Genomic DNA, 17,776 nt, shown 5'->3' on the forward strand with positions numbered 1-17,776 from the left:
ACGCTGAGCCAGGCGCTGATGCCGTTTTTCGGCGGCCGCGTGCCGGCGTAAACTGCCAGGCATTGATCAACCCGCTTAGGGCTTCTGAAGATCTCGCGCGCCAGCGAAGGTAAGCGGGAGTTCGCCGCCCCTGCGCGTCAGGCTGAGCTTGCGACCCCAATTGAGCGTCGGCACTTCGACGAGCAGGTGCAGGATCGCCGCGAGGCCGATCGAAAGCAGGATGCTGGCTATGATGACGCCTGCCGGCGAAATCTGCCACAGCTCGGGGAAGTTCGCGATCCATTTGATCAGCAAATAATGTGAGATGTAGAGCGAATAGGAGATGCTGCCGAACCATTGCAGGATGCGCGAAAAGCAAGCGCCGTGGAATTCGGCCGCGACGACGGTATAGATGAGGAGTGCCGCACCAAGACCATAGGTCGGCACACGAGCGAGTTGAGGATTGCTCGATCCGTGGACGAAGATCCAGTACCAACCCGCAGCGAATAAGGCTGCGGAGATAGCCGTACTGTATGGCAAAACAGGCAGCGTTCCCTTCATCCGGACAAGATAAGCGATAAAGACACCGGCGCCGAATTCCAGAATTAGGGGATGCGAATAGATCCCGAGAGGCAGCTTAAAAACGATCGCGACCACCGCAACGCCCAGGCCTGCGAACAAGAGCTCGAAAAGGCGGTGTGGTGCAATGGCAAGTATCACCGCGACAACAGCGTAGAAGTGCATTTCAAACGCGATCGACCAGGCGGGTGGGATATACCAGTTCGGATAGTCCCACGCGAAGAGGTGGCCGAGGTCCAGCGCAGCGCGATCTCCCGGGCCAGGTGCGATCCAGTACGAACTGACAAACGCCCCCAGCAATACAAGCCAATACATCGGATAGATTCGGATGGCCCTTCTGAAAGCGAAATTCAGCGCGTCTGTTTGCGACGCGGCCGTGGTCGCAATGATGAATCCGGAAATGACGAAGAAGATATCGACGCCGCTCGCCAGGATCGTGTGCGCCGCTTCGGCAGCATTTTGCGTCGCCGGATCAGAGCGGGCGATTACCGCGTGTCCGCAGACGACAGCCAGCGCCGCGACGCCGCGCATGGCTTGCACACCATAGAATGTCCGCATAACACCCCGGCACGTCCATTTTTGTGAACGCAATTTTTGCGGGTAAGGTATTAACATATGGTTGTGCGATTGACGCATGTCCGTATCGCCATGCATGGCGGGCCGAATGTCGATGCGCAAAAAACAGGTGGCTCGATGGCCCGCGAATTTATCCATACAATGCCGAGCGCCGATTTTTTGAATCGATCAATTAGGAGCTTCCGCTTGACCTCCGCAAAGCCAGCGCCGCTCAACCGTCTCCGCCAGTCGTGGCGGGAGGGACGCCCGACCTTCGGCGCGATCGCGACCATCCCCTCGATCCAGACCGTGCAGATCATGGCGCGTTCGGGGATCGACTTTATCATCGTCGATCTCGAGCACGGCCCGATCGATCTCGGCTCGGCGCATGCGATGATTACGGCCACCTCAGGCACGCCCTGCGTGCCGATGGTGCGGATTGCCGCCAACGAGCCCTGGCTAGCGAAAGCGCCGATGGACATCGGCGCGCTCGGCATCAACTTCCCGATGATCTGCAGCCGCGCGGATGCCGAAAAAGCCGTGCGCAGCGTGCGCTATCCGCCGAACGGCGATCGGCTGTGGGGCCCATTTCACGCGCCGTTCCGCTGGGGCGTCTCGATGGCGGATTACATGGCGACCGCGGATGACGACATGATCTGCATGGTCACCATCGAGCATGTCGAGGCGGTCGAGCGCATTGATGAGATCATGGCGACGCCCGGCATCGATGTCGCCGTGATCGGCCCCGGCGATCTCGCCACCTCCATCAACAAGCGCGGCCTGCCGGATGATCCCGAGGTGGTGGCGCTGATGAAGCGTGCCGAGGAAGGCATCCTTAGGAGTGGCGTACCAATCGGCGGCGTCGCGCGCACCGCCGAGCAAGCCAACAAGATGATCGACCGCGGCTACGTCGCGCTGGCGCTCGGCTTCGACTGGTCGCTGTTCCAGCGCGGCATCGCGGCAAGCTTTGAAGGGATCAAGCGATAGGTGCCGAGACGGCCGCAAGTCCTTTAAAGTCTTCGGGTTTACGGGGGTCCCTCGGGGCCGCGGCGCCGGCCAACCGGGGCAATCCGGATGCGAACCTCATGGCGTCAAAACGCGTTGTTCGTGCTAGATGAGGTGCTGGCAGGTTACTGAGGCGGCCTGCCGGCTTTCTGATTGCCTATTGCGGAAACCCGGGCGGAGCGATGCGCGGAACGGTTCGAAAAATCACACTACCGCGCCGTCTGGTCGCTGACCTCATGCACGCGTCGCTTGGCGTGCCGTTTGTCTCGCTCTCGCGCTCCCTTAACATACGCACCCTGCAGGAAGCCCGCGCGCAGGCCGCCCCGCGGCCGGGCTGGGCTGCGATTTTCGTCAAGGCGTTCGCGCTGGTGGCCAAGGAAGAGCCGATCCTGCGCACCCTCTACGTCAAATGGCCGATGCCGGCCTTCTACGAGCTGCCGCGCAGCGTCGCGATGGTGGCGATCGCCCGGATCGAGGACGGCCAGGATTGCGTGCTGCCGCAAAAGGTCGCCGCGCCCGACGAAATGCCGCTTGCCGAGGTCGACGCGCTGATCCGGCACGCCAAGGTGGCGCCGATCGACGAGGTGCCGGCGTTCCGGAAGATCCTGCGAACCACGCGGCTGCCGCTGCCGCTGCGGCGGCTGTTCTGGGCGGTCGGGCTGAATTTCGGCCGCCAGCGGGCCAATTATTTCGGCAGTTTTGGGGTCACCTCCGTGGCCGCCTATGGCGCGGGCCAGCTCCATGCCATCAGCCCCGGGCCCTTTGTCCTGAGCTATGGGGTGGAAAAGCCCGATCAGACCATCGATGTCGTCTTGCGCTGGGATCACCGGATTACCGATGCCGCCCCGATGGCCAGGGCGTTGAACCGGCTGGAACAGGTGCTGAACGGCGAAATATCAGCCGAATTGCGGGCCAATCGGCAGCAAACCGAGCCCAAACCGGTCCGGGCGGTCGCGACCTGACGGCCTCTAGGCCGTCATTCCGGGATGGTCCGCAGGACCAGACCCGGAATCTCGAGATTCTCAGGTGCGCAATTGCGCACCATAGTTCGATGCTTAGCATCGCCCCGGAATGACATCCATTTCATTGACAGAACGGCGGTTTCTCCCTAAGAACCCGCTTGCTCGCGGGCCGGTTTCGGCCCGCGATGCGTTTCGCGACCCGTGGTCCTTCCCCGAGCTTTCGAGGCGGACCTGTCGGCCCCGGCAACCCCGGTGCACAGGAGGGCGCGTTTCCTCAAAACTCAAACTCTTAAGCAGAGGACGCGATGACAAAGCGCAGTGAGGCGAAATACAAGATTGATCGCCGTATGGGCCAGAACATCTGGGGCCGCCCGAAGAGCCCCGTGAACCGCCGGGAATATGGCCCCGGCCAGCACGGCCAGCGCCGCAAGGGCAAGCTGTCCGACTTCGGCGTCCAGCTCCGCGCCAAGCAGAAGCTTAAAGGTTACTACGCCAACATTTCCGAGCGCCAGTTCCACGGCATCTATGTCGAGGCCGGCCGGATGAAGGGCGACACCGGTGAGAACCTGATCGGCCTTTTGGAGCGCCGTCTCGACACCGTGGTCTATCGCGCCAAGTTCGTCGCGACGATGTTCGCCGCGCGCCAGTTCATCAACCACGGCCACATCAAGGTGAACGGCCGCCGCGTCAACATTCCGAGCTACAAGCTCAAGCCGGGCGACCTCGTCGAGGTCAAGGAATCCTCCAAGCAGCTCACCCCGGTTCTGGAAGCAAGCCAGCTCGGCGAGCGCGACGTGCCCGACTTCATCGAGGCCGATCACTCCAAGATGACGGCGAAGTTCACCCGCATCCCCGCGCTGTCGGACGTGCCGTTCGCAGTGCAGATGGAGCCGCACCTGATCGTCGAATTCTATTCGCGCTGATCGGAGTACGGTTCGGAGATATCAAAGGCCCCGGTTTTGCCGGGGCCTTTTTGTATGCGAGTATGGCGTCGTCTCAACGCCGAGCCTCGCCGCGGCTTAAATCAATTCGGGTCAACATGCGCTTGCGCGACTGCCACAACTTTCATGACTTCCGCAGGCTGGCCCGACGACGGCTGCCCGGCCCTATCTTCGATTACATCGATGGCGCGGCTGACGACGAGGTGACCCATCGCCGGAACACCGCAAGTTTCGAGCGCTGTGACCTGGTACCCAACGTCCTGCGCGGCGTCGAAAACATCGATATGTCGGTGACAGTCCTGGGCCAGAAGCTGGCGATGCCGATCTATTGCTCTCCGACCGCACTGCAACGCCTATTCCATCATACCGGCGAACGCGCCGTTGCCGCCGCTGCGGCGAAGTACGGGACGATGTTCGGCGTATCCTCGCTCGGCACGGTAAGCCTCGAGGAACTGCGCCAGGCACACGACACGCCGCAGGTCTATCAGTTCTACTATCACCGGGATCGCAGCCTCAACCGCACGATGATGCAACGCGCGAAAGAAGCCGGCGTCCAGGTGATGATGCTCACCGTGGACAGCATCACAGGCGGGAACCGCGAGCGCGACAAGCGCACCGGCTTTTCGATTCCATTTCGGCTGACGCTTGCCGGGATGTACCAGTTCGGGATCAAGCCGGCCTGGGGCATCAATTATCTCACGCACGAGCGGTTCAAGCTTCCGCAGTTGGACCAGCACGTCGATATGGGCAGCGGCGCGCTGTCGATCTCCAAATATTTTACCGAGATGCTGGACCCTTCGATGAACTGGGACGATGTGGCTGAAATGGTCCAGCTATGGAACGGGCAATTCTGCCTGAAGGGCGTCATGTCGGTAGCGGACGCCAGGCGCGCCGTCGAGATCGGTTGCACCGGCATCGTATTGTCCAATCATGGCGGCCGGCAGTTGGACGGTTCACGCGCGCCATTCGATCAATTGGCCGAAATCGTCGATGCTGTTGGCGATCGAATTGACGTGATCATGGACGGCGGAATTCAGCGGGGCACCCATGTCTTGAAGGCATTGTCGCTTGGAGCCAAGGCTGTAGGCGTTGGACGTTATTATCTCTATCCTCTCGCGGCGGCCGGCCAGGCCGGCGTCGAGCGGGCTCTCGACCTGATGCGGTCGGAACTCGAGCGGGGAATGAAGCTGATGGGATGCACTGCGATCAATCAGCTCTCTCGCGAAAATCTGCGGTTCAGATAATTTCTGTCCCGCATCAAGTTGAAAGAGACGAGAAACTGCCATGCACTACACCCCTGCTCCGCGCGATCCCAAGGCCGATCCCATCCGCATCAACCTGTTGTCGGACACGCAGACGCGACCGACGCCCGCCATGCGCGAGGCGATGGCGCGGGCGGAAGTCGGCGACGAGCAGATCGGCGACGATCCGACGGTGAACCTGCTGTGCGAGCGCGTGGCCGAGTTGCTCGGCAAGGAAGCCGCCGTGTTCATGCCGTCGGGCACCATGTGCAACGTCGCGGCGACGCTCGCGCATTGCCGGCCGGGCGATGAAATTCTGGCCCATGCCACCGCGCATATCATCGCCCGCGAAGGCGGCGCGCATGCAGCGCTGGGCGGATTCCAGATCACGCCGCTGCCGGGCGAGGACGGACAATTCACGCCGGAAACATTCCGCGCTGCGCTGCACCCGCGCTCGCGTTATCAGCCGCCGCAGACCGTCGTCAGCGTCGAGCAAACCGCCAATATCGGCGGTGGCACCATCTGGAAGAAGGCGGCGCTGGACAAGATCGTGGAGATCGCCAAGGCGAACGGGCTCATCACCCATATGGATGGCGCGCGGCTGTTGAACGCTTGCGTCGCCACCAAAATATCGGCGCGCGACATGGCCGCAGGATGGGATTCCGCCTGGATCGATTTCTCAAAAGGCCTTGGTGCGCCGATCGGCGGCGTGATCGCGGGGTCGCGCGCCTTCATCGACGACGTCTGGCGCTGGAAGCAGCGCCTCGGCGGATCGATGCGGCAGGCCGGCATTTGCGCCGCGGCCTGCGTCTACGCGCTCGACCATCACGTCGACCGCCTCGCCGACGATCACGCCAATGCGCGTGCGCTGGCGCGAGGGCTGTCGCAGATCAACGGCATCGAGGTGCAAGAGCCAGAGACCAATCTGGTGTTCTTCAAGCCTGATAGAGCCGGGATCGCGGGCAACAAAATGGTCGAGGCCTTGCGCAAGCGGGGCGTGCTGCTCGCCATGATGGACGGCCGCATCCGCGCCTGCACGCATCTCGACGTCAGTGCTGCGATGATCGAGGAGACGGTCGGGCTGGTGCGCGAGATCGTCCGCGGCACGTGAGAGGCGTCAGCCCGAGGCCGTGAACTCAGGCCACGGCAGGCGTGCGCCCCCGCCACAGCGCGCTGCCGAGCAGCAGATACACCGCGCCGGTCCACATCGCCTGCCAGTTCTGGAAGCCTTCGTTGAAGACGATATAGATCGCAGCCAGCGCGAACAGCGCGGCAAACACGGCTTCGGCAAGCGGCCGCTCGCCGGATTTCGAACCGTTGAGAAACGCCAATGTCCAGAACGGCACCACGGCCATGGTCAGGGCGGCGAACGGGAAATCGCGCCAGCGGGCGTCGAATACCAGACTGAGCGCGGTCTGCGCGGCAATGAGCGTCGTCACGATCAGCATCACGCCCAGTATGTTGCTCATGAACAATGGGGTCAGGCCCTTGCGCGGCCCCAACACTTCAAGAAACGCCGGAAGCCCCCGCCCCGACATCAGGGCGCAGGTAGCCAGCAGCGGCGCTGTCACTGCCGCCGTCAACAGAAAGCCCTGAACTAGCCAACCGCCGAGCCCGTAGCTTTCCTGGAGCATCTTGTCGATGCTGATGCCCAGCAATATCCCGCCAGCGGTCGCGGATGCGGCGACCGCGGCCCACGATGACAACGCCGGCTGGCGCTTCGGCGTGAACCAGGCAACGGCGAACACACAGAGGCAAAGAAGCAGCCCGCCTGCCATCTGCAGCTTCCAGAAAGGGTAGTTGCTGATGGCGACGCCGGCCGGATATTTCAGCTTGCGTTCGGCCCCGTCGAACAGTCCCCAATAGCCACCCACCGTTCCTTCCCAGCGGCGCTTCCACGGCTCGTCATAGGCCTCGAACAGATTGACGCGAAAATTGTCGCGCCTTGCCCGTTCGAGAATCTCGGAAATGAAACGTGCCTGGTTGACGCGGGAAGCCAGCGCGCCGTCGCGCATCCGCCCGTGGCTTGGCCAACCGGTCTCACCGATCAAAATCTCTTTGCCCGGAAAGGCCGCGACCACCTGCTTGCGGACATCATCGACATGCGCGGCCGCATCCTCGGCGCGCGGAGGAATGTCCTCCCAATAGGGCAGGAAATGAGCGGTGACGAAATCGACATCGGCGCCCACTTCCCGGTAACGCAGCCAGAATTCCCAGACATCGGCATAGGTCACCGGAATGTCCACGCGCGGCTTGACCGACTGGATCGTTTGGCGAAGGTCGCCGACGGTCATGTCGCCGCGCAGCAGCACTTCGCTGCCAATGATGAGCGCTGCGACCGTGCCGGGATGATCCTTCACCAGCGAGACCGCAATGTCGGCGAGTTGCGCGTTCTTCGCGCGATCACGCCCGATCCAAACGCCGAGCAGAACTTTCAATCCGACCCTGGATGCAAGCTCGGGCACCTTGTCCAGCCCGTTATCGATGGAATAGGTGCGGATGCATTTGGAGACCTTGGCAAGCTCCTTCAGATCCTCCGCGATCTGCTCCGGCTTGACGATAAGCGTCGGGTCATGCGGCGTCTGATCGTTGCGGAACGGCGCGTAGGAAACGCACTCCAGCTTCGATGCATCATCAATCGGCGCGCGCGTCAGCGCTACCGGCGTGGCCAGCCACCACCACACCGCGACAACGATGCCCAGCGATAGAAATAAAAGCGCCAGCGGCGTGCGAAAGCCGATTGGTCCTGCTCCCCTAATAGGACGAATAGACGAGCCTGTTTAGCCGTGCGCGACAGGCATGTCGACCCGCTGGTCCCGCCATGTGTACAATTGCGCGAGAGCACGGAAGCCGTGATACTAAGCTCCTTCAAAAGTGAGCTTTGTTTGCGCAAAATTGATCGCGCCTGACGAGTAGAATGATGGCATTCAAGAGATTTTCCCGGCGACAAGTTGGCAGACTTGCAGGCTGGTCGGCGTTTGGCATGTCGATGCTGTCAGCCAAGTCCAGCACGGCGCAATCGAATCACGCGACCGGAATACATCAAAAGCCCTTGAGCTTTCCGAACGGTTTTCTGTGGGGCACTGCCACCTCAGCCTATCAGGTCGAGGGCGCTGTCAACGAAGACGGCCGCGGGCCGTCGATCTGGGACCGCTTTGCCCACACGCCTGGCACCATCTCCGATCGCAGCAATGGCGACACCGCGACCGACCATTATCGTCTCTACAAGCAAGACGTCCAGCTCATGAAGTCGCTGGGCACAAAAGCCTATCGATTCTCGATCGCATGGCCACGCATCTTCCCGAATGGGATAGGGTCGGCAAATCCACAGGGCCTCGATTTCTATCACCGCCTTGTCGACGAGTTGTTGGCGAATGGCATCGAACCGTTTGCGACGCTGTATCATTGGGACCTGCCGCAAGCGCTGCAGGATCGCTTCGGCGGCTGGACTTCGCGAGATACCTCAAAGGCTTTCGCGGACTACGCCGCCCATGTCACTGCCCGCTTGAGTGATCGCGTGAAGCATTTCTTCACAATCAACGAATGCTCCAGGCTCGTTCATCTCGGCCACGGCCTCGGTGCCGACGCGCCAGGCCTCAAACTGCCTCAGTCAGGATTGAACCAGGTCCGTCACCACGTTGCGCTGGGACATGGTCTCGCGGTTCAGGCCATCCGCGCCCATGGGCGTGCCGGAACGAAGGTCGGTCCGGCGGAAAATGCCGTGAGCTGCATCCCTGCCATCGAAACATCAGCCAACATCCGCGCCGCCGAGACCGCGACGCGCGAACTCAACGCCGGCTATCTGACCGTGATGCTCGAAGGAAAATATACCGAGGCGTATCTGGCGAGGTCCGGCCAAGACGCACCGAAATTCACCGCCGATGATCTGCGCGTCATTTCATCCCCGATCGATTTCGTTGGGCTGAATGTCTATACACCCGACCATTATGTCGTTGCCGCCGACAACGAACGCGGCTTCACGCTGGCGCCGTTTCCCACCTCGTTTCCGCACATGAAAGCGAGCTGGCTCAGGCCCGGCCCCGAGGCCATCTACTGGGTGCCGCGTCATGTCGCAAAACTGTGGAACGTGAAGTCGATCTATATCACCGAGAACGGAACCTCGGGAAACGACCAGCCGGCACCGGACGGCACCATCTACGACGTCGACCGCATCATGTATCTGCGCAATTATCTCACGCAGTTGCAGCGCGCGACATCCGAGGGCGTGCCCGTGCTCGGATACTTCCTATGGAGCCTGATGGATAATTTCGAATGGTCTGATGGCTATGAGCAGCGCTTCGGTATCTACCACGTCGACTTCGATTCCAAGCGTCGTACGCCCAAGCTGAGCGCGTCGTTCTATCGCGAGACGATCGCCAAAAACGCGGTTGCGTAGTCAGCCGATTGTCAATCCTTGCGCAGACCCTTGCCGAGCGCCTCATACATGATCGTCTTCAGCGCCAGTTGAATTCGCCCGCCTTGCGTCGGAGCCTGCACCATGAAGACAACGAGCAAGTCGTCCTGCGGATCGACAAAATAGAAACTTCCGCCTGCGCCATCCCACCGGTATTCGCCGAGCGGCCATGTCGTGTTTGGCGGCGGTGAGGTGCGCACGGCAAAGCCCAGACCGAAGCCGCTGGACGGTCCCGGAAAATAAAAGGGATCGTGAATAATCCTGGTTTCCGGACCGATCTGATCCGACGTCATTAGCGCGACTGTTTCGGGCTTCAGGTACCGCCTGCCGTCCAGTTCGCCGCCATTCAGCAGCATTTGCAGGAATCGGGCATAGTCGGCGGCCGTCGAGACCAGACCCGCGCCACCGGATTCCCACCGCCGCGGCACTGTCGGGTCTCCGATTCCGGCCACTCGAAAACGATCAACAGGAAATGGCTGGGCGATGCGCGGCCACTTCGTTTCATCTGCGACATAGTATGCGGTCTCGGACATGCCGAGTGGATCGAACAATCTCTGCTTCTCGAATTGAAATAGCGTCTGCCCCGAGACCACCTCGACGACGCGGCCGAGCACGTCGGTCGAGTGGCTGTAGTTCCAACGCGTTGCCGGCTGATCGGCGAGCGGCAGTGTCGCAATGCGGTCAGCGAATTCGGCGTTGTCGAAGTCGCCGGCGTACAATTGCGGATTGGCATAGAGTTTCTGCACCGCGGTTTCGCCGAAGAAACCGTAGGTGATACCCGACGTGTGCCGGAGCAGATCCTTGATCGTGATCGGGCGCTTCAGCGGCTCGAGCTTGAGCGGATACTTTCCGGCTTCATCGGAAAGATCGACGCCGACTTTCGCATCCGCAAAGGAGCGAATGTATTTCGACACGGGATCATCGAGGGCCAGCTTGCCGTCGTCGACCAGCATCATCGCGGCAACTGAGGTGACGGCCTTTGACATCGAATAGATCTGGAAAATCGTATCCCGCGTCATCGGCTCGCTAGACGCCGGGTCCCGCACGCCAAAACATTCGAAATATACCGGCTTGCCGTGCTGCTGGATCAGAAGCACCGCGCCGGGAATCTTGCCGGTCGTGACCTCGTTGCGAACGTGGTCTCCAATCCGGTCAAGGGCCGCGCGCGAAAAAGTTGGCGCGGCCGGCGCTTTCGGCTCAGCCCGCGCCTCCTGCGGTTGGCCGCCGACCAGGGAAACCACAAGGGCCGCCGCAGCAAAGCGACGTCCGATAGCGCCGTCAGTTCTCCAGCGCTTCATAGACCAACTGCTTCAGCGTCCGCTGGATCCGCTGGCGTTCCGTCGGCGTCTGCTCGAGCAGCACGAAGAACATGTCCTGCTTGCGGTCGACCACGAAATAGCAGCCGCTGGCGCCATCCCATTTCAATTCGCCAAGGGATCCCGGCGGCGGCGGCTTGGCCTTACCGGGATCGGTGCGCACGGCAAGTCCGAACCCAAAGCCGAAGCCGTCCCCAGGGAAGTAGAAATAATCGCGATCGACCCCCGACCCGGGACCGATATGGTCCGTCGTCATCAGCTTGAACGTCTCCGGCTTCAGATAGGTCTTGCCCTCGAACGTGCCGCCGTTGAGCAGCATCTGCGTAAAGCGCCGGTAGTCCGCCATGGTCGAGTACATGCCGCCGCTCGCGAACTCGATTTTTTTGACGTTGGTCGGGTTGGTGTCGCGGCCGACACGGAAATTGCTGTCGTTCGGCACCGGCAGCGCGATCCGCTTCTGCTTCTCCGGATCGGTGATGTAGAAGCCGGTGTCGACCATGCCAAGCGGATCGAGCAGCCTTTCGCGCATGATCGTGAACAGGGATTTTCCGGACGCGACTTCCATCACCCGCGCCAGCACGTCGGTGGAATGGCCGTACTGCCAGAGCGCCCCCGGCTGGTTGTGCAGCGGCAGTTTGGCGATCCGCTCGGCGAATCCGGCCAGATCGAAATCTCCGTCATAGATATTGGCGGCCGCATAGGCCTTGCGGACCAGGGTATCGCCGTAGAAGCCATAGGTGATTCCCGACGTATGCAGCATCAGGTCGCGGACGGTCATCGGCCGGCTCAGTGGCACCAGTTCGAGCGTCTTGGTGCCATCCTCGGCCTTCTTCTCGACACCGACCTTCACATTCGCGAAGGACGGAATGTATTTTGAGACGGGATCGTCGAGCTTGATCGTGCCGTCCTCGACCAATTGCATGGCCACGACCGACGTGATCGCTTTCGTCATCGAGAACAGGCGGAAGATGGTCTTGTCGGTGATTGGCTCCTTGGACTCCACGTCCTGAACGCCGAAGGTTTCGTGATAGACCGGCTTGCCGTGCTGCTGGATCAGGACGTTCGCACCAGCGATCTTGCCGGTCGCCACCTCATTCCCAAAGAATTCGGTGATCTTCGCAAGCTTGTCCTTATTGAACCGCGCGCCGGCGGGAATATCGAACGTGCCTTCGGCGCGGACCTCTGGCGCAACCGCCAGTATCAGCGCGCCGCAGGCAAGCGCGCGCAGCATTTGACGTAAGTTCATGGGAACCCCCCTCCGGAATTCGGAGAGGAGTGTAGCTGCGGCGTCAATCGGCGCAAGGGCTGCCATAGGCTGCCAGCGCCTCTTCATGCAACCGAGCGCTGTCGCGGGAGAAGCAGCAGAAGATAACCCTTTTCACGGCAGGCGCCGCGGCCAGCCCATCGACGACCGTTGCGACTGCGATGCCCGCCGCACGGTCGGCAGGGAAGCGATAGACGCCCGTAGAGATCGCGGGAAAGGCCAGAGAGGAGAGCGCGTTGGACTGACAGAGTTCGAGGGAGCGCCGATAGCAGGAAGCGAGCAGCCCGTCCTCCCCATCATTGCCGCCGTGCCAAACCGGCCCGACGGCGTGGATCACATGGCTGGCCGGCAACCGGTATCCTCGGGTGATCTTGGCGTCGCCGGTCGCGCAGCCATTCAGCATACGGCACTCGGCAAGCAGTTCAGGTCCGGCCGCCCGATGGATTGCGCCATCAACGCCGCCCCCGCCGAGCAGGGACGAGTTCGCGGCGTTGACGATGGCGTCAACGCGCAGTGTCGTAATGTCGGCGACAATGACTTCCAGCCGCGCCTGGCCGACCTGGCGCGCGATGCCGCTCAGGCGGAAGCCGCCGCGTTGACGGTGACGCCCTTCTCGGCGAAGAGCTGCTGCAATTCACCGGCCTGGAACATCTCGCGGATGATGTCGCAGCCGCCGACGAATTCGCCCTTGACGTAGAGCTGCGGGATGGTCGGCCAGTTCGAATATTCCTTGATGCCGTTGCGAAGCTCGGCGGATTCCAGGACGTTCAGCCCCTTGTAGCCGACGCCGATGTGATCGAGGATCTGGACCACCTGTCCCGAGAAACCGCACTGTGGAAACTGCGGCGTGCCCTTCATGAACAGCACGACGTCGTTCGACTTCACTTCGTTGTCGATGAATTGTTCGATGCTCATATTTGCTTCCTTTTGGGGCTCAGCCCCCTGCGGCGTCGCATAACAGGCGGCTCGTCCATGTAACCCGGATACTTGCGATATATGTAGCCCAAACCGTTGTGCATCCAAAGCAAAATGGCGAGGAGCTGGCATGCGCGGGGCCGGCTCGCGGCATCCTTGGCCGACCGCCGCTCATAGTCTGACGGCATCAATATCATAGCGGGGCAGGCTTTTTTCCTGCACCGGAACCCCTATCTAGGTCGGACCGCCCGTCGGGAACCAGTTTGCCAGCCTAACGTTCTCTCTCCCTCGACCGGAGACACCAGTGACGAAACCAGTATCCGCCGCCGCGTTCGCCACACCGGCCCCGTCACTTTTCTCGGATTCCGGCACCCTCGCCCAGAATTTGGTGGAGGCCTATCTGGCCGTCCGCGGCGAGACCGAGCGCCGGGCCGCTCCGTTGAGCCCCGAGGACCAGCTCATCCAGTCGATGCCGGACGCGAGCCCGGCCAAATGGCACCGCGCCCATACCACCTGGTTCTTCGAGCAATTCCTGCTCGGCGAGCACTGCGAGGGCTATCAGCCCTTCCACCCTGATTATGCGTTCCTGTTCAATTCCTATTATGTCAGCGCCGGACCGCGGCACGCCCGTCACCAGCGCGGCCATTTGACCCGCCCGAGCGCCGACGAAGTCACCGCCTATCGCCGGCATGTCGATGCCGCCGTCGTCAAGTTCTTCCAGACCGCCGGCGAAGCGCGCCTCACAAAACTGGTCCCGCTGGTCGAGGTCGGCCTCAACCACGAGCAGCAGCATCAGGAATTGATGCTGACCGACATCCTGCACGCCTTTGCCCAAAACCCGATCCCGCCGGCCTATGATCCTTCCTGGCGCTTTCCGGCATCGCACCGTTCGGCAGAGGAGTGGACCACCCTCAACGAGGGCATCCACACCGTAGGCCACGCCGACGACAGCTTCCATTTCGACAATGAAAAGCCCGCGCACCGCGCCCTGGTCGGCCCGGTCGGGCTGGCCCGCAACCTCGTGACCAATGCGGAATGGCTCGCCTTCATGCAGGACGGCGGCTACGGCACCGCCACGCTCTGGCTGATGGACGGCTTTGCCACGGCGACCGGCGAGGGCTGGCAGGCGCCCGGCCACTGGCGCCAGATCGACGGCGAATGGCGGATCATGACGCTCGGTGGGTTGCAGCCGATCGACCCGGCCGCCCCGGTCTGCCACGTCAGCTATTACGAGGCGGATGCGTTTGCGCGCTGGGCCGGCCGCCATCTGCCGACCGAGATGGAGTGGGAGGTCGCCGCCCGCGCCGGCCAGCTCAACGATGCCTTCGGCATCGTCTGGCAGTGGACCCGCAGCTCCTACTCCCCCTACCCCGGCTACCGCGCCATCGAGGGGGCGCTCGGGGAGTACAACGGCAAGTTCATGGTCAACCAACTGGTGTTGCGCGGCTCCTCGCTTGCAACTCCGGCCGGCCACAGCCGTATCACCTACCGAAACTTCTTCTACCCGCACCACCGCTGGCAATTCACGGGGTTACGCCTCGCCGATTACGCCTGAGATTTCCGATGAATCTAGCGCGCCGGAAAGCGCGTTCAGGAGAGTATCATGAATGTGCATGCCGCCGCTTTGGCCCACACGCTCCCGTTCGACGAACAGACCTCCGCTTTTGCCGGCGACGTGATCGGCGACCTCTCGCAATTCCCCAAGCGCCTGTCGCCGAAATATTTTTACGACGCCACGGGCTCCGAGCTATTCGAGCAGATCACGGTGCTGCCGGAATATTACCCCACCCGCACCGAGCTCGGCATCCTGCGCAGCCGCGGCGATGAAATCGCCGCACTCATTCCGAAAGGCGCGGCCCTGGTCGAATTCGGCGCCGGCGCGACCACCAAGGTCCGTCTGCTATTGGAGCGCTGCGATTTCTCCGCCTATGTCCCGGTCGATATCTCAGGCGATTTCCTGAACGCGCAGGCCAGCGGCCTGCGCAAGGATTTTCCCGATCTCGGCGTTTATCCGGTTGCCGCCGATTTCACCGCGCCGTTCGGGTTGCCGGCCGAAATCGCCGACATGCCCAAGGTCGGCTTTTTTCCCGGATCGACGCTCGGCAATTTCGAGCCGCACGAAGCGCGCGCCTTCCTGCGCAGCGCACGCGACATTTTGGGTAAGAGCGCACAGATGATCATCGGCGTCGACCTCGAGAAGAACGAGCGGGTGCTCTATGATGCCTATAACGACGCCGCCGGCGTCACCGCGCGATTCAATCTCAACGTTCTGGTCCGCATCAACCGCGAGCTCGGCGGCAATTTCGACGTCTCCGCCTTCATGCACCGCTCGGTCTACAATCGCGAGCGCCATCGCATCGAGATGCACTTGATTTCCAAGAAGGCGCAGAGCGTGCGCATCCTGGGACGGAATTTTTCATTCCGTCCCGGCGAAAGCATCCATACCGAATCGAGCTACAAATACAGCTTCGACCGCTTCACCAAGTTGGCGCGCGAGTCGGGTTGGTCGGTGCGGGAATCCTGGACCGATCGCGACCAGATGTTCTCCGTTCACGCGCTGGTGGCGTCGGACTGAGAGTTTGGCCGCGGGTTTTTGCAGCTCACGTCTTGCAGACGGACCGCCTGCGGTCCGGCCGCGGCCTGCGGGTCGGCGCAATCCGGGGAGCGACAGATATCCAATCATCGGACAATCGGTCTGCACCCAACAACCACGCGTGAATGATCCGCCACTTGTCCTGTCCGCGGGATTGGAAATCCAGCAGCGGAGATCCTGCGTCCTGCAGTTCGTGAAAGAACTTCAACGAGTCTTTTCCGGTCGGTCCGTCCGGTTCAATCGCCTGCGTCAATATCCAGCGGTCCCACTCTTCAATAATCCGTACTCTTGCTTCACTCTGTTTCATAGGCGCGTATTCCCAGCCACGGCTCCCCCGTGGGCACTGACTGATCGCGCTGGTCAAGTTGATGGAAGGTGCCTACGCCGCCGCGCGTCCCCGCACCTTGCCGGGCCCAGTATAACCAAACTTCTTAACAAGTGTTCATCTTTATTACCCCGCCCGCAAAACGGTCCATCCGCGCTGTCGTTTCCCCATCGAAAGGTCCAATTTTTGACGCGGACTCAGCCGAGCCTCCGCGGCAGCATGGCTTGGGGTGAGTTCGTGCCAGGGGATATCAGTCATGGGGAACGCATATCCAGCGTCCGGCAACCACAGGCAACGTTCGGGATCGTCGTCTGTTCACAATGATACGGACACCGGCTGGGACGAGGAAGCAGACACCGAGCGGGCAGCGCTTCGCGAGGAGAATGCGCGGCTTCGCGCTCTCGTCGTCCAACTGTCAAATCTCGTTCTCAGAAATGTCGTCGATCAGCACAACTCGCCGCAACTAGTGCCGGTGAGGCGGCCCAGGTTGGATTAAAGGCGCTATCCTGCCGGATCGGATCGCAGCGAGACCGTTTCCCACACCGCGACCGCGATCATGATCGCGGTGGTCAGGATCGACAGCACCAACGGCGACAGTTCGCTTGCGAACCAGGCGAGCACGCAGAGCGCGATGATGCCCGCCCCGTGCGAGAGCTGAACGAAGCCGCGGAAGCTGAACTTGAACAGGACGGTCCCGAATAGAAACAGCAAGGGACCGCCGATCGCGCTGGTTACCGTCTTGAGGTCGGAATGTCCGCCCGGGTGTTTCAGCACGAGCTCGTCCGCCACCGCCGCAACAATGATGCCGGCCACGATCGGCAGGTGCAGATAGGTATAGGCCAGCCGTGCCAGCCTTCCCGGCTCGCTCGATTTTGAAAGCTGCTCGGAGCCGGCTACGGCACCGATGTGGAAATAGATCCACCACATCGCGATGCTGCCGATCAAGGCCGAGACGAACGCCAGAACGTTTTCGGTCGTCCAGGCGAGTTCGGCAAAAGTCGCGCCGATGACGACGATGGATTCGCCGAGCGCGATGATGATGAACAGCCCGCAGCGCTCGGCCATATGGCCGCCTTCGATCATCCAGTCCGCGACCGAGGACGCGCCATAGCGGGGAATCCAGAACCGCACCGCCGGCGAAATATACTCGATGACAAGCGCGACGGCCCATAGCGCCAACCGCGACTGGCCTTCGACTAGCCCGCCGGCGATCCAGAAGATGGCCGATACCGATAGCCAGGCGGCGATCCGGATGGCATTCATGCGCGTCCGCGGGCGCGACGGCGGCGTCGACAACCACAGAAATATCGTCTTGCCGACCTGCATCCCCGCGTAGGCGATGGCAAACCACAAGCCGCGCTCGTCAAACGCCTTTGGAATCGAGGTCGATAGCACCAGCCCGCCCAGCATCATCGCAAACAGCAGGAGACGGACCGGAGTCTTTTCGGGATTGAGCCAGTTAGTGATCCAGGTAGTGAAGACCCATACCCACCAGACCGCGAGAAACAGCAGCGTGACCTGCAACGCACCCAGCGGCGTAAAATGAGCCAGCAGCGTGTGCGATATCTGCGTGATCGCAAAGACGAAGACGAGGTCGAAGAACAGCTCCGCGTAAGTGACGCGGCTATGCTGGTGCGGCACGATCGGGCGAAACAGCGCGCCGTGTGCGTTGTCTGTCATCGATGCC

The 17,776-nt window shown here is 61.8% G+C and carries 16 protein-coding genes; 8 read left to right on the forward strand and 8 right to left on the reverse strand.

The features are described 5' to 3' along the window. Positions 1 to 75: 75 nt before the first annotated feature. Positions 76 to 1,272, reverse strand: a complete 1,197-nt coding sequence (locus tag IVA95_RS26790; RefSeq protein WP_247513218.1) for an acyltransferase — start codon at positions 1,270 to 1,272, stop codon at positions 76 to 78. A 3-nt stretch (positions 1,273 to 1,275) separates the two neighbouring features. Here IVA95_RS26790 and IVA95_RS26795 point away from each other — a divergent pair, with 3 nt between their 5' ends. The 5 genes from IVA95_RS26795 to IVA95_RS26815 all read left to right on the forward strand — a co-directional run bounded on the left by IVA95_RS26795 (position 1,276) and on the right by IVA95_RS26815 (position 6,373). Beyond that, positions 1,276 to 2,100, forward strand: coding sequence for an aldolase/citrate lyase family protein (locus IVA95_RS26795; RefSeq protein ID WP_247513258.1), 825 nt, complete (start codon positions 1,276 to 1,278; stop codon positions 2,098 to 2,100). A 200-nt stretch (positions 2,101 to 2,300) separates the two neighbouring features. Continuing rightward, positions 2,301 to 3,080, forward strand: a complete 780-nt coding sequence (locus tag IVA95_RS26800) for an acyltransferase (RefSeq protein ID WP_247513219.1) — start codon at positions 2,301 to 2,303, stop codon at positions 3,078 to 3,080. A 305-nt stretch (positions 3,081 to 3,385) separates the two neighbouring features. Next, positions 3,386 to 4,003, forward strand: a complete 618-nt coding sequence (gene rpsD / locus IVA95_RS26805; protein WP_247513220.1) for a 30S ribosomal protein S4 — start codon at positions 3,386 to 3,388, stop codon at positions 4,001 to 4,003. Positions 4,004 to 4,119: 116 nt separating this feature from the next. Further along, positions 4,120 to 5,265: an alpha-hydroxy acid oxidase gene (locus IVA95_RS26810; RefSeq protein WP_247513221.1), complete on the forward strand. Its 1,146-nt coding sequence runs from the start codon at positions 4,120 to 4,122 to the stop codon at positions 5,263 to 5,265. A 40-nt stretch (positions 5,266 to 5,305) separates the two neighbouring features. Further along, complete coding sequence (locus tag IVA95_RS26815) at positions 5,306 to 6,373, forward strand: threonine aldolase family protein (protein ID WP_247513222.1); 1,068 nt, start codon at positions 5,306 to 5,308, stop codon at positions 6,371 to 6,373. A 25-nt stretch (positions 6,374 to 6,398) separates the two neighbouring features. Here IVA95_RS26815 and IVA95_RS26820 read toward each other — a convergent pair whose 3' ends face one another. After that, positions 6,399 to 7,946, reverse strand: coding sequence for a glycosyl hydrolase family 17 protein (locus IVA95_RS26820; RefSeq protein ID WP_346658051.1), 1,548 nt, complete (start codon positions 7,944 to 7,946; stop codon positions 6,399 to 6,401). A 299-nt stretch (positions 7,947 to 8,245) separates the two neighbouring features. Here IVA95_RS26820 and IVA95_RS26825 point away from each other — a divergent pair, with 299 nt between their 5' ends. Beyond that, positions 8,246 to 9,658: a GH1 family beta-glucosidase gene (locus IVA95_RS26825; RefSeq protein WP_247513223.1), complete on the forward strand. Its 1,413-nt coding sequence runs from the start codon at positions 8,246 to 8,248 to the stop codon at positions 9,656 to 9,658. An 11-nt stretch (positions 9,659 to 9,669) separates the two neighbouring features. Here the strand turns inward: IVA95_RS26825 and IVA95_RS26830 are convergent, their stop codons facing one another. Genes IVA95_RS26830 through grxD form a run of 4 tightly spaced genes read right to left on the reverse strand, consistent with a single transcriptional unit; the run spans position 9,670 to position 13,171 of the window. Next, complete coding sequence (locus IVA95_RS26830) at positions 9,670 to 10,974, reverse strand: serine hydrolase domain-containing protein (protein WP_247513224.1); 1,305 nt, start codon at positions 10,972 to 10,974, stop codon at positions 9,670 to 9,672. Further along, positions 10,955 to 12,238: a serine hydrolase domain-containing protein gene (locus IVA95_RS26835; RefSeq protein ID WP_247513225.1), complete on the reverse strand. Its 1,284-nt coding sequence runs from the start codon at positions 12,236 to 12,238 to the stop codon at positions 10,955 to 10,957. The genes IVA95_RS26830 and IVA95_RS26835 overlap by 20 nt, the downstream gene beginning before the upstream one ends. A 43-nt stretch (positions 12,239 to 12,281) precedes the next feature. Next, positions 12,282 to 12,836 (reverse strand): O-acetyl-ADP-ribose deacetylase, encoded by a 555-nt coding sequence (locus tag IVA95_RS26840; protein ID WP_247513260.1) that lies wholly within the window; start codon positions 12,834 to 12,836, stop codon positions 12,282 to 12,284. Beyond that, positions 12,833 to 13,171, reverse strand: coding sequence for a Grx4 family monothiol glutaredoxin (grxD, locus tag IVA95_RS26845; RefSeq protein ID WP_213245969.1), 339 nt, complete (start codon positions 13,169 to 13,171; stop codon positions 12,833 to 12,835). Before grxD ends, IVA95_RS26840 begins: the two co-directional genes overlap by 4 nt. A gap of 304 nt (positions 13,172 to 13,475) precedes the next feature. On the opposite strand from grxD, the gene egtB reads away from it, so the two are divergent. Together egtB and egtD are read left to right on the forward strand one after the other, a co-directional pair. Further along, positions 13,476 to 14,726, forward strand: coding sequence for an ergothioneine biosynthesis protein EgtB (gene egtB, locus IVA95_RS26850; RefSeq protein ID WP_247513226.1), 1,251 nt, complete (start codon positions 13,476 to 13,478; stop codon positions 14,724 to 14,726). A 48-nt stretch (positions 14,727 to 14,774) separates the two neighbouring features. Next, entirely contained in the window at positions 14,775 to 15,746 is a 972-nt protein-coding gene (egtD, locus tag IVA95_RS26855; protein ID WP_247513227.1) for an L-histidine N(alpha)-methyltransferase, read from the forward strand. Positions 15,747 to 15,771: 25 nt separating this feature from the next. Here the strand turns inward: egtD and IVA95_RS26860 are convergent, their stop codons facing one another. Together IVA95_RS26860 and IVA95_RS26865 are read right to left on the reverse strand one after the other, a co-directional pair. Next, positions 15,772 to 16,071: a hypothetical protein gene (locus IVA95_RS26860; protein WP_247513228.1), complete on the reverse strand. Its 300-nt coding sequence runs from the start codon at positions 16,069 to 16,071 to the stop codon at positions 15,772 to 15,774. Between the two features lie 519 nt (positions 16,072 to 16,590). Further along, the gene (locus IVA95_RS26865; protein WP_247513229.1) at positions 16,591 to 17,769 is read right to left on the reverse strand and encodes a low temperature requirement protein A; all 1,179 of its coding nucleotides are present in this window, start codon (positions 17,767 to 17,769) and stop codon (positions 16,591 to 16,593) included. Positions 17,770 to 17,776: the final 7 nt, after the last annotated feature.

The sequence above is a fragment of the Bradyrhizobium sp. 157 genome, from assembly GCF_023073815.1.
In the GTDB taxonomy this organism is placed as follows: domain Bacteria; phylum Pseudomonadota; class Alphaproteobacteria; order Rhizobiales; family Xanthobacteraceae; genus Bradyrhizobium.

Bases quoted from the DNA above. Each gene is read 5' to 3' on its own strand.
- IVA95_RS26790 (WP_247513218.1), bottom strand. From the start codon at position 1,272: ATGGATAAATTCGCGGGCCATCGAGCCACCTGTTTTTTGCGCATCGAC.
- IVA95_RS26795 (WP_247513258.1), top strand. From the start codon at position 1,276: ATGCCGAGCGCCGATTTTTTGAATCGATCAATTAGGAGCTTCCGCTTG.
- IVA95_RS26800 (WP_247513219.1), top strand. From the start codon at position 2,301: ATGCGCGGAACGGTTCGAAAAATCACACTACCGCGCCGTCTGGTCGCT.
- rpsD (WP_247513220.1), top strand. From the start codon at position 3,386: ATGACAAAGCGCAGTGAGGCGAAATACAAGATTGATCGCCGTATGGGC.
- IVA95_RS26810 (WP_247513221.1), top strand. From the start codon at position 4,120: ATGCGCTTGCGCGACTGCCACAACTTTCATGACTTCCGCAGGCTGGCC.
- IVA95_RS26815 (WP_247513222.1), top strand. From the start codon at position 5,306: ATGCACTACACCCCTGCTCCGCGCGATCCCAAGGCCGATCCCATCCGC.
- IVA95_RS26825 (WP_247513223.1), top strand. From the start codon at position 8,246: ATGTCGATGCTGTCAGCCAAGTCCAGCACGGCGCAATCGAATCACGCG.
- IVA95_RS26830 (WP_247513224.1), bottom strand. From the start codon at position 10,974: ATGAAGCGCTGGAGAACTGACGGCGCTATCGGACGTCGCTTTGCTGCG.
- IVA95_RS26835 (WP_247513225.1), bottom strand. From the start codon at position 12,238: ATGAACTTACGTCAAATGCTGCGCGCGCTTGCCTGCGGCGCGCTGATA.
- grxD (WP_213245969.1), bottom strand. From the start codon at position 13,171: ATGAGCATCGAACAATTCATCGACAACGAAGTGAAGTCGAACGACGTC.
- egtD (WP_247513227.1), top strand. From the start codon at position 14,775: ATGAATGTGCATGCCGCCGCTTTGGCCCACACGCTCCCGTTCGACGAA.
- IVA95_RS26860 (WP_247513228.1), bottom strand. From the start codon at position 16,071: ATGAAACAGAGTGAAGCAAGAGTACGGATTATTGAAGAGTGGGACCGC.
- IVA95_RS26865 (WP_247513229.1), bottom strand. From the start codon at position 17,769: ATGACAGACAACGCACACGGCGCGCTGTTTCGCCCGATCGTGCCGCAC.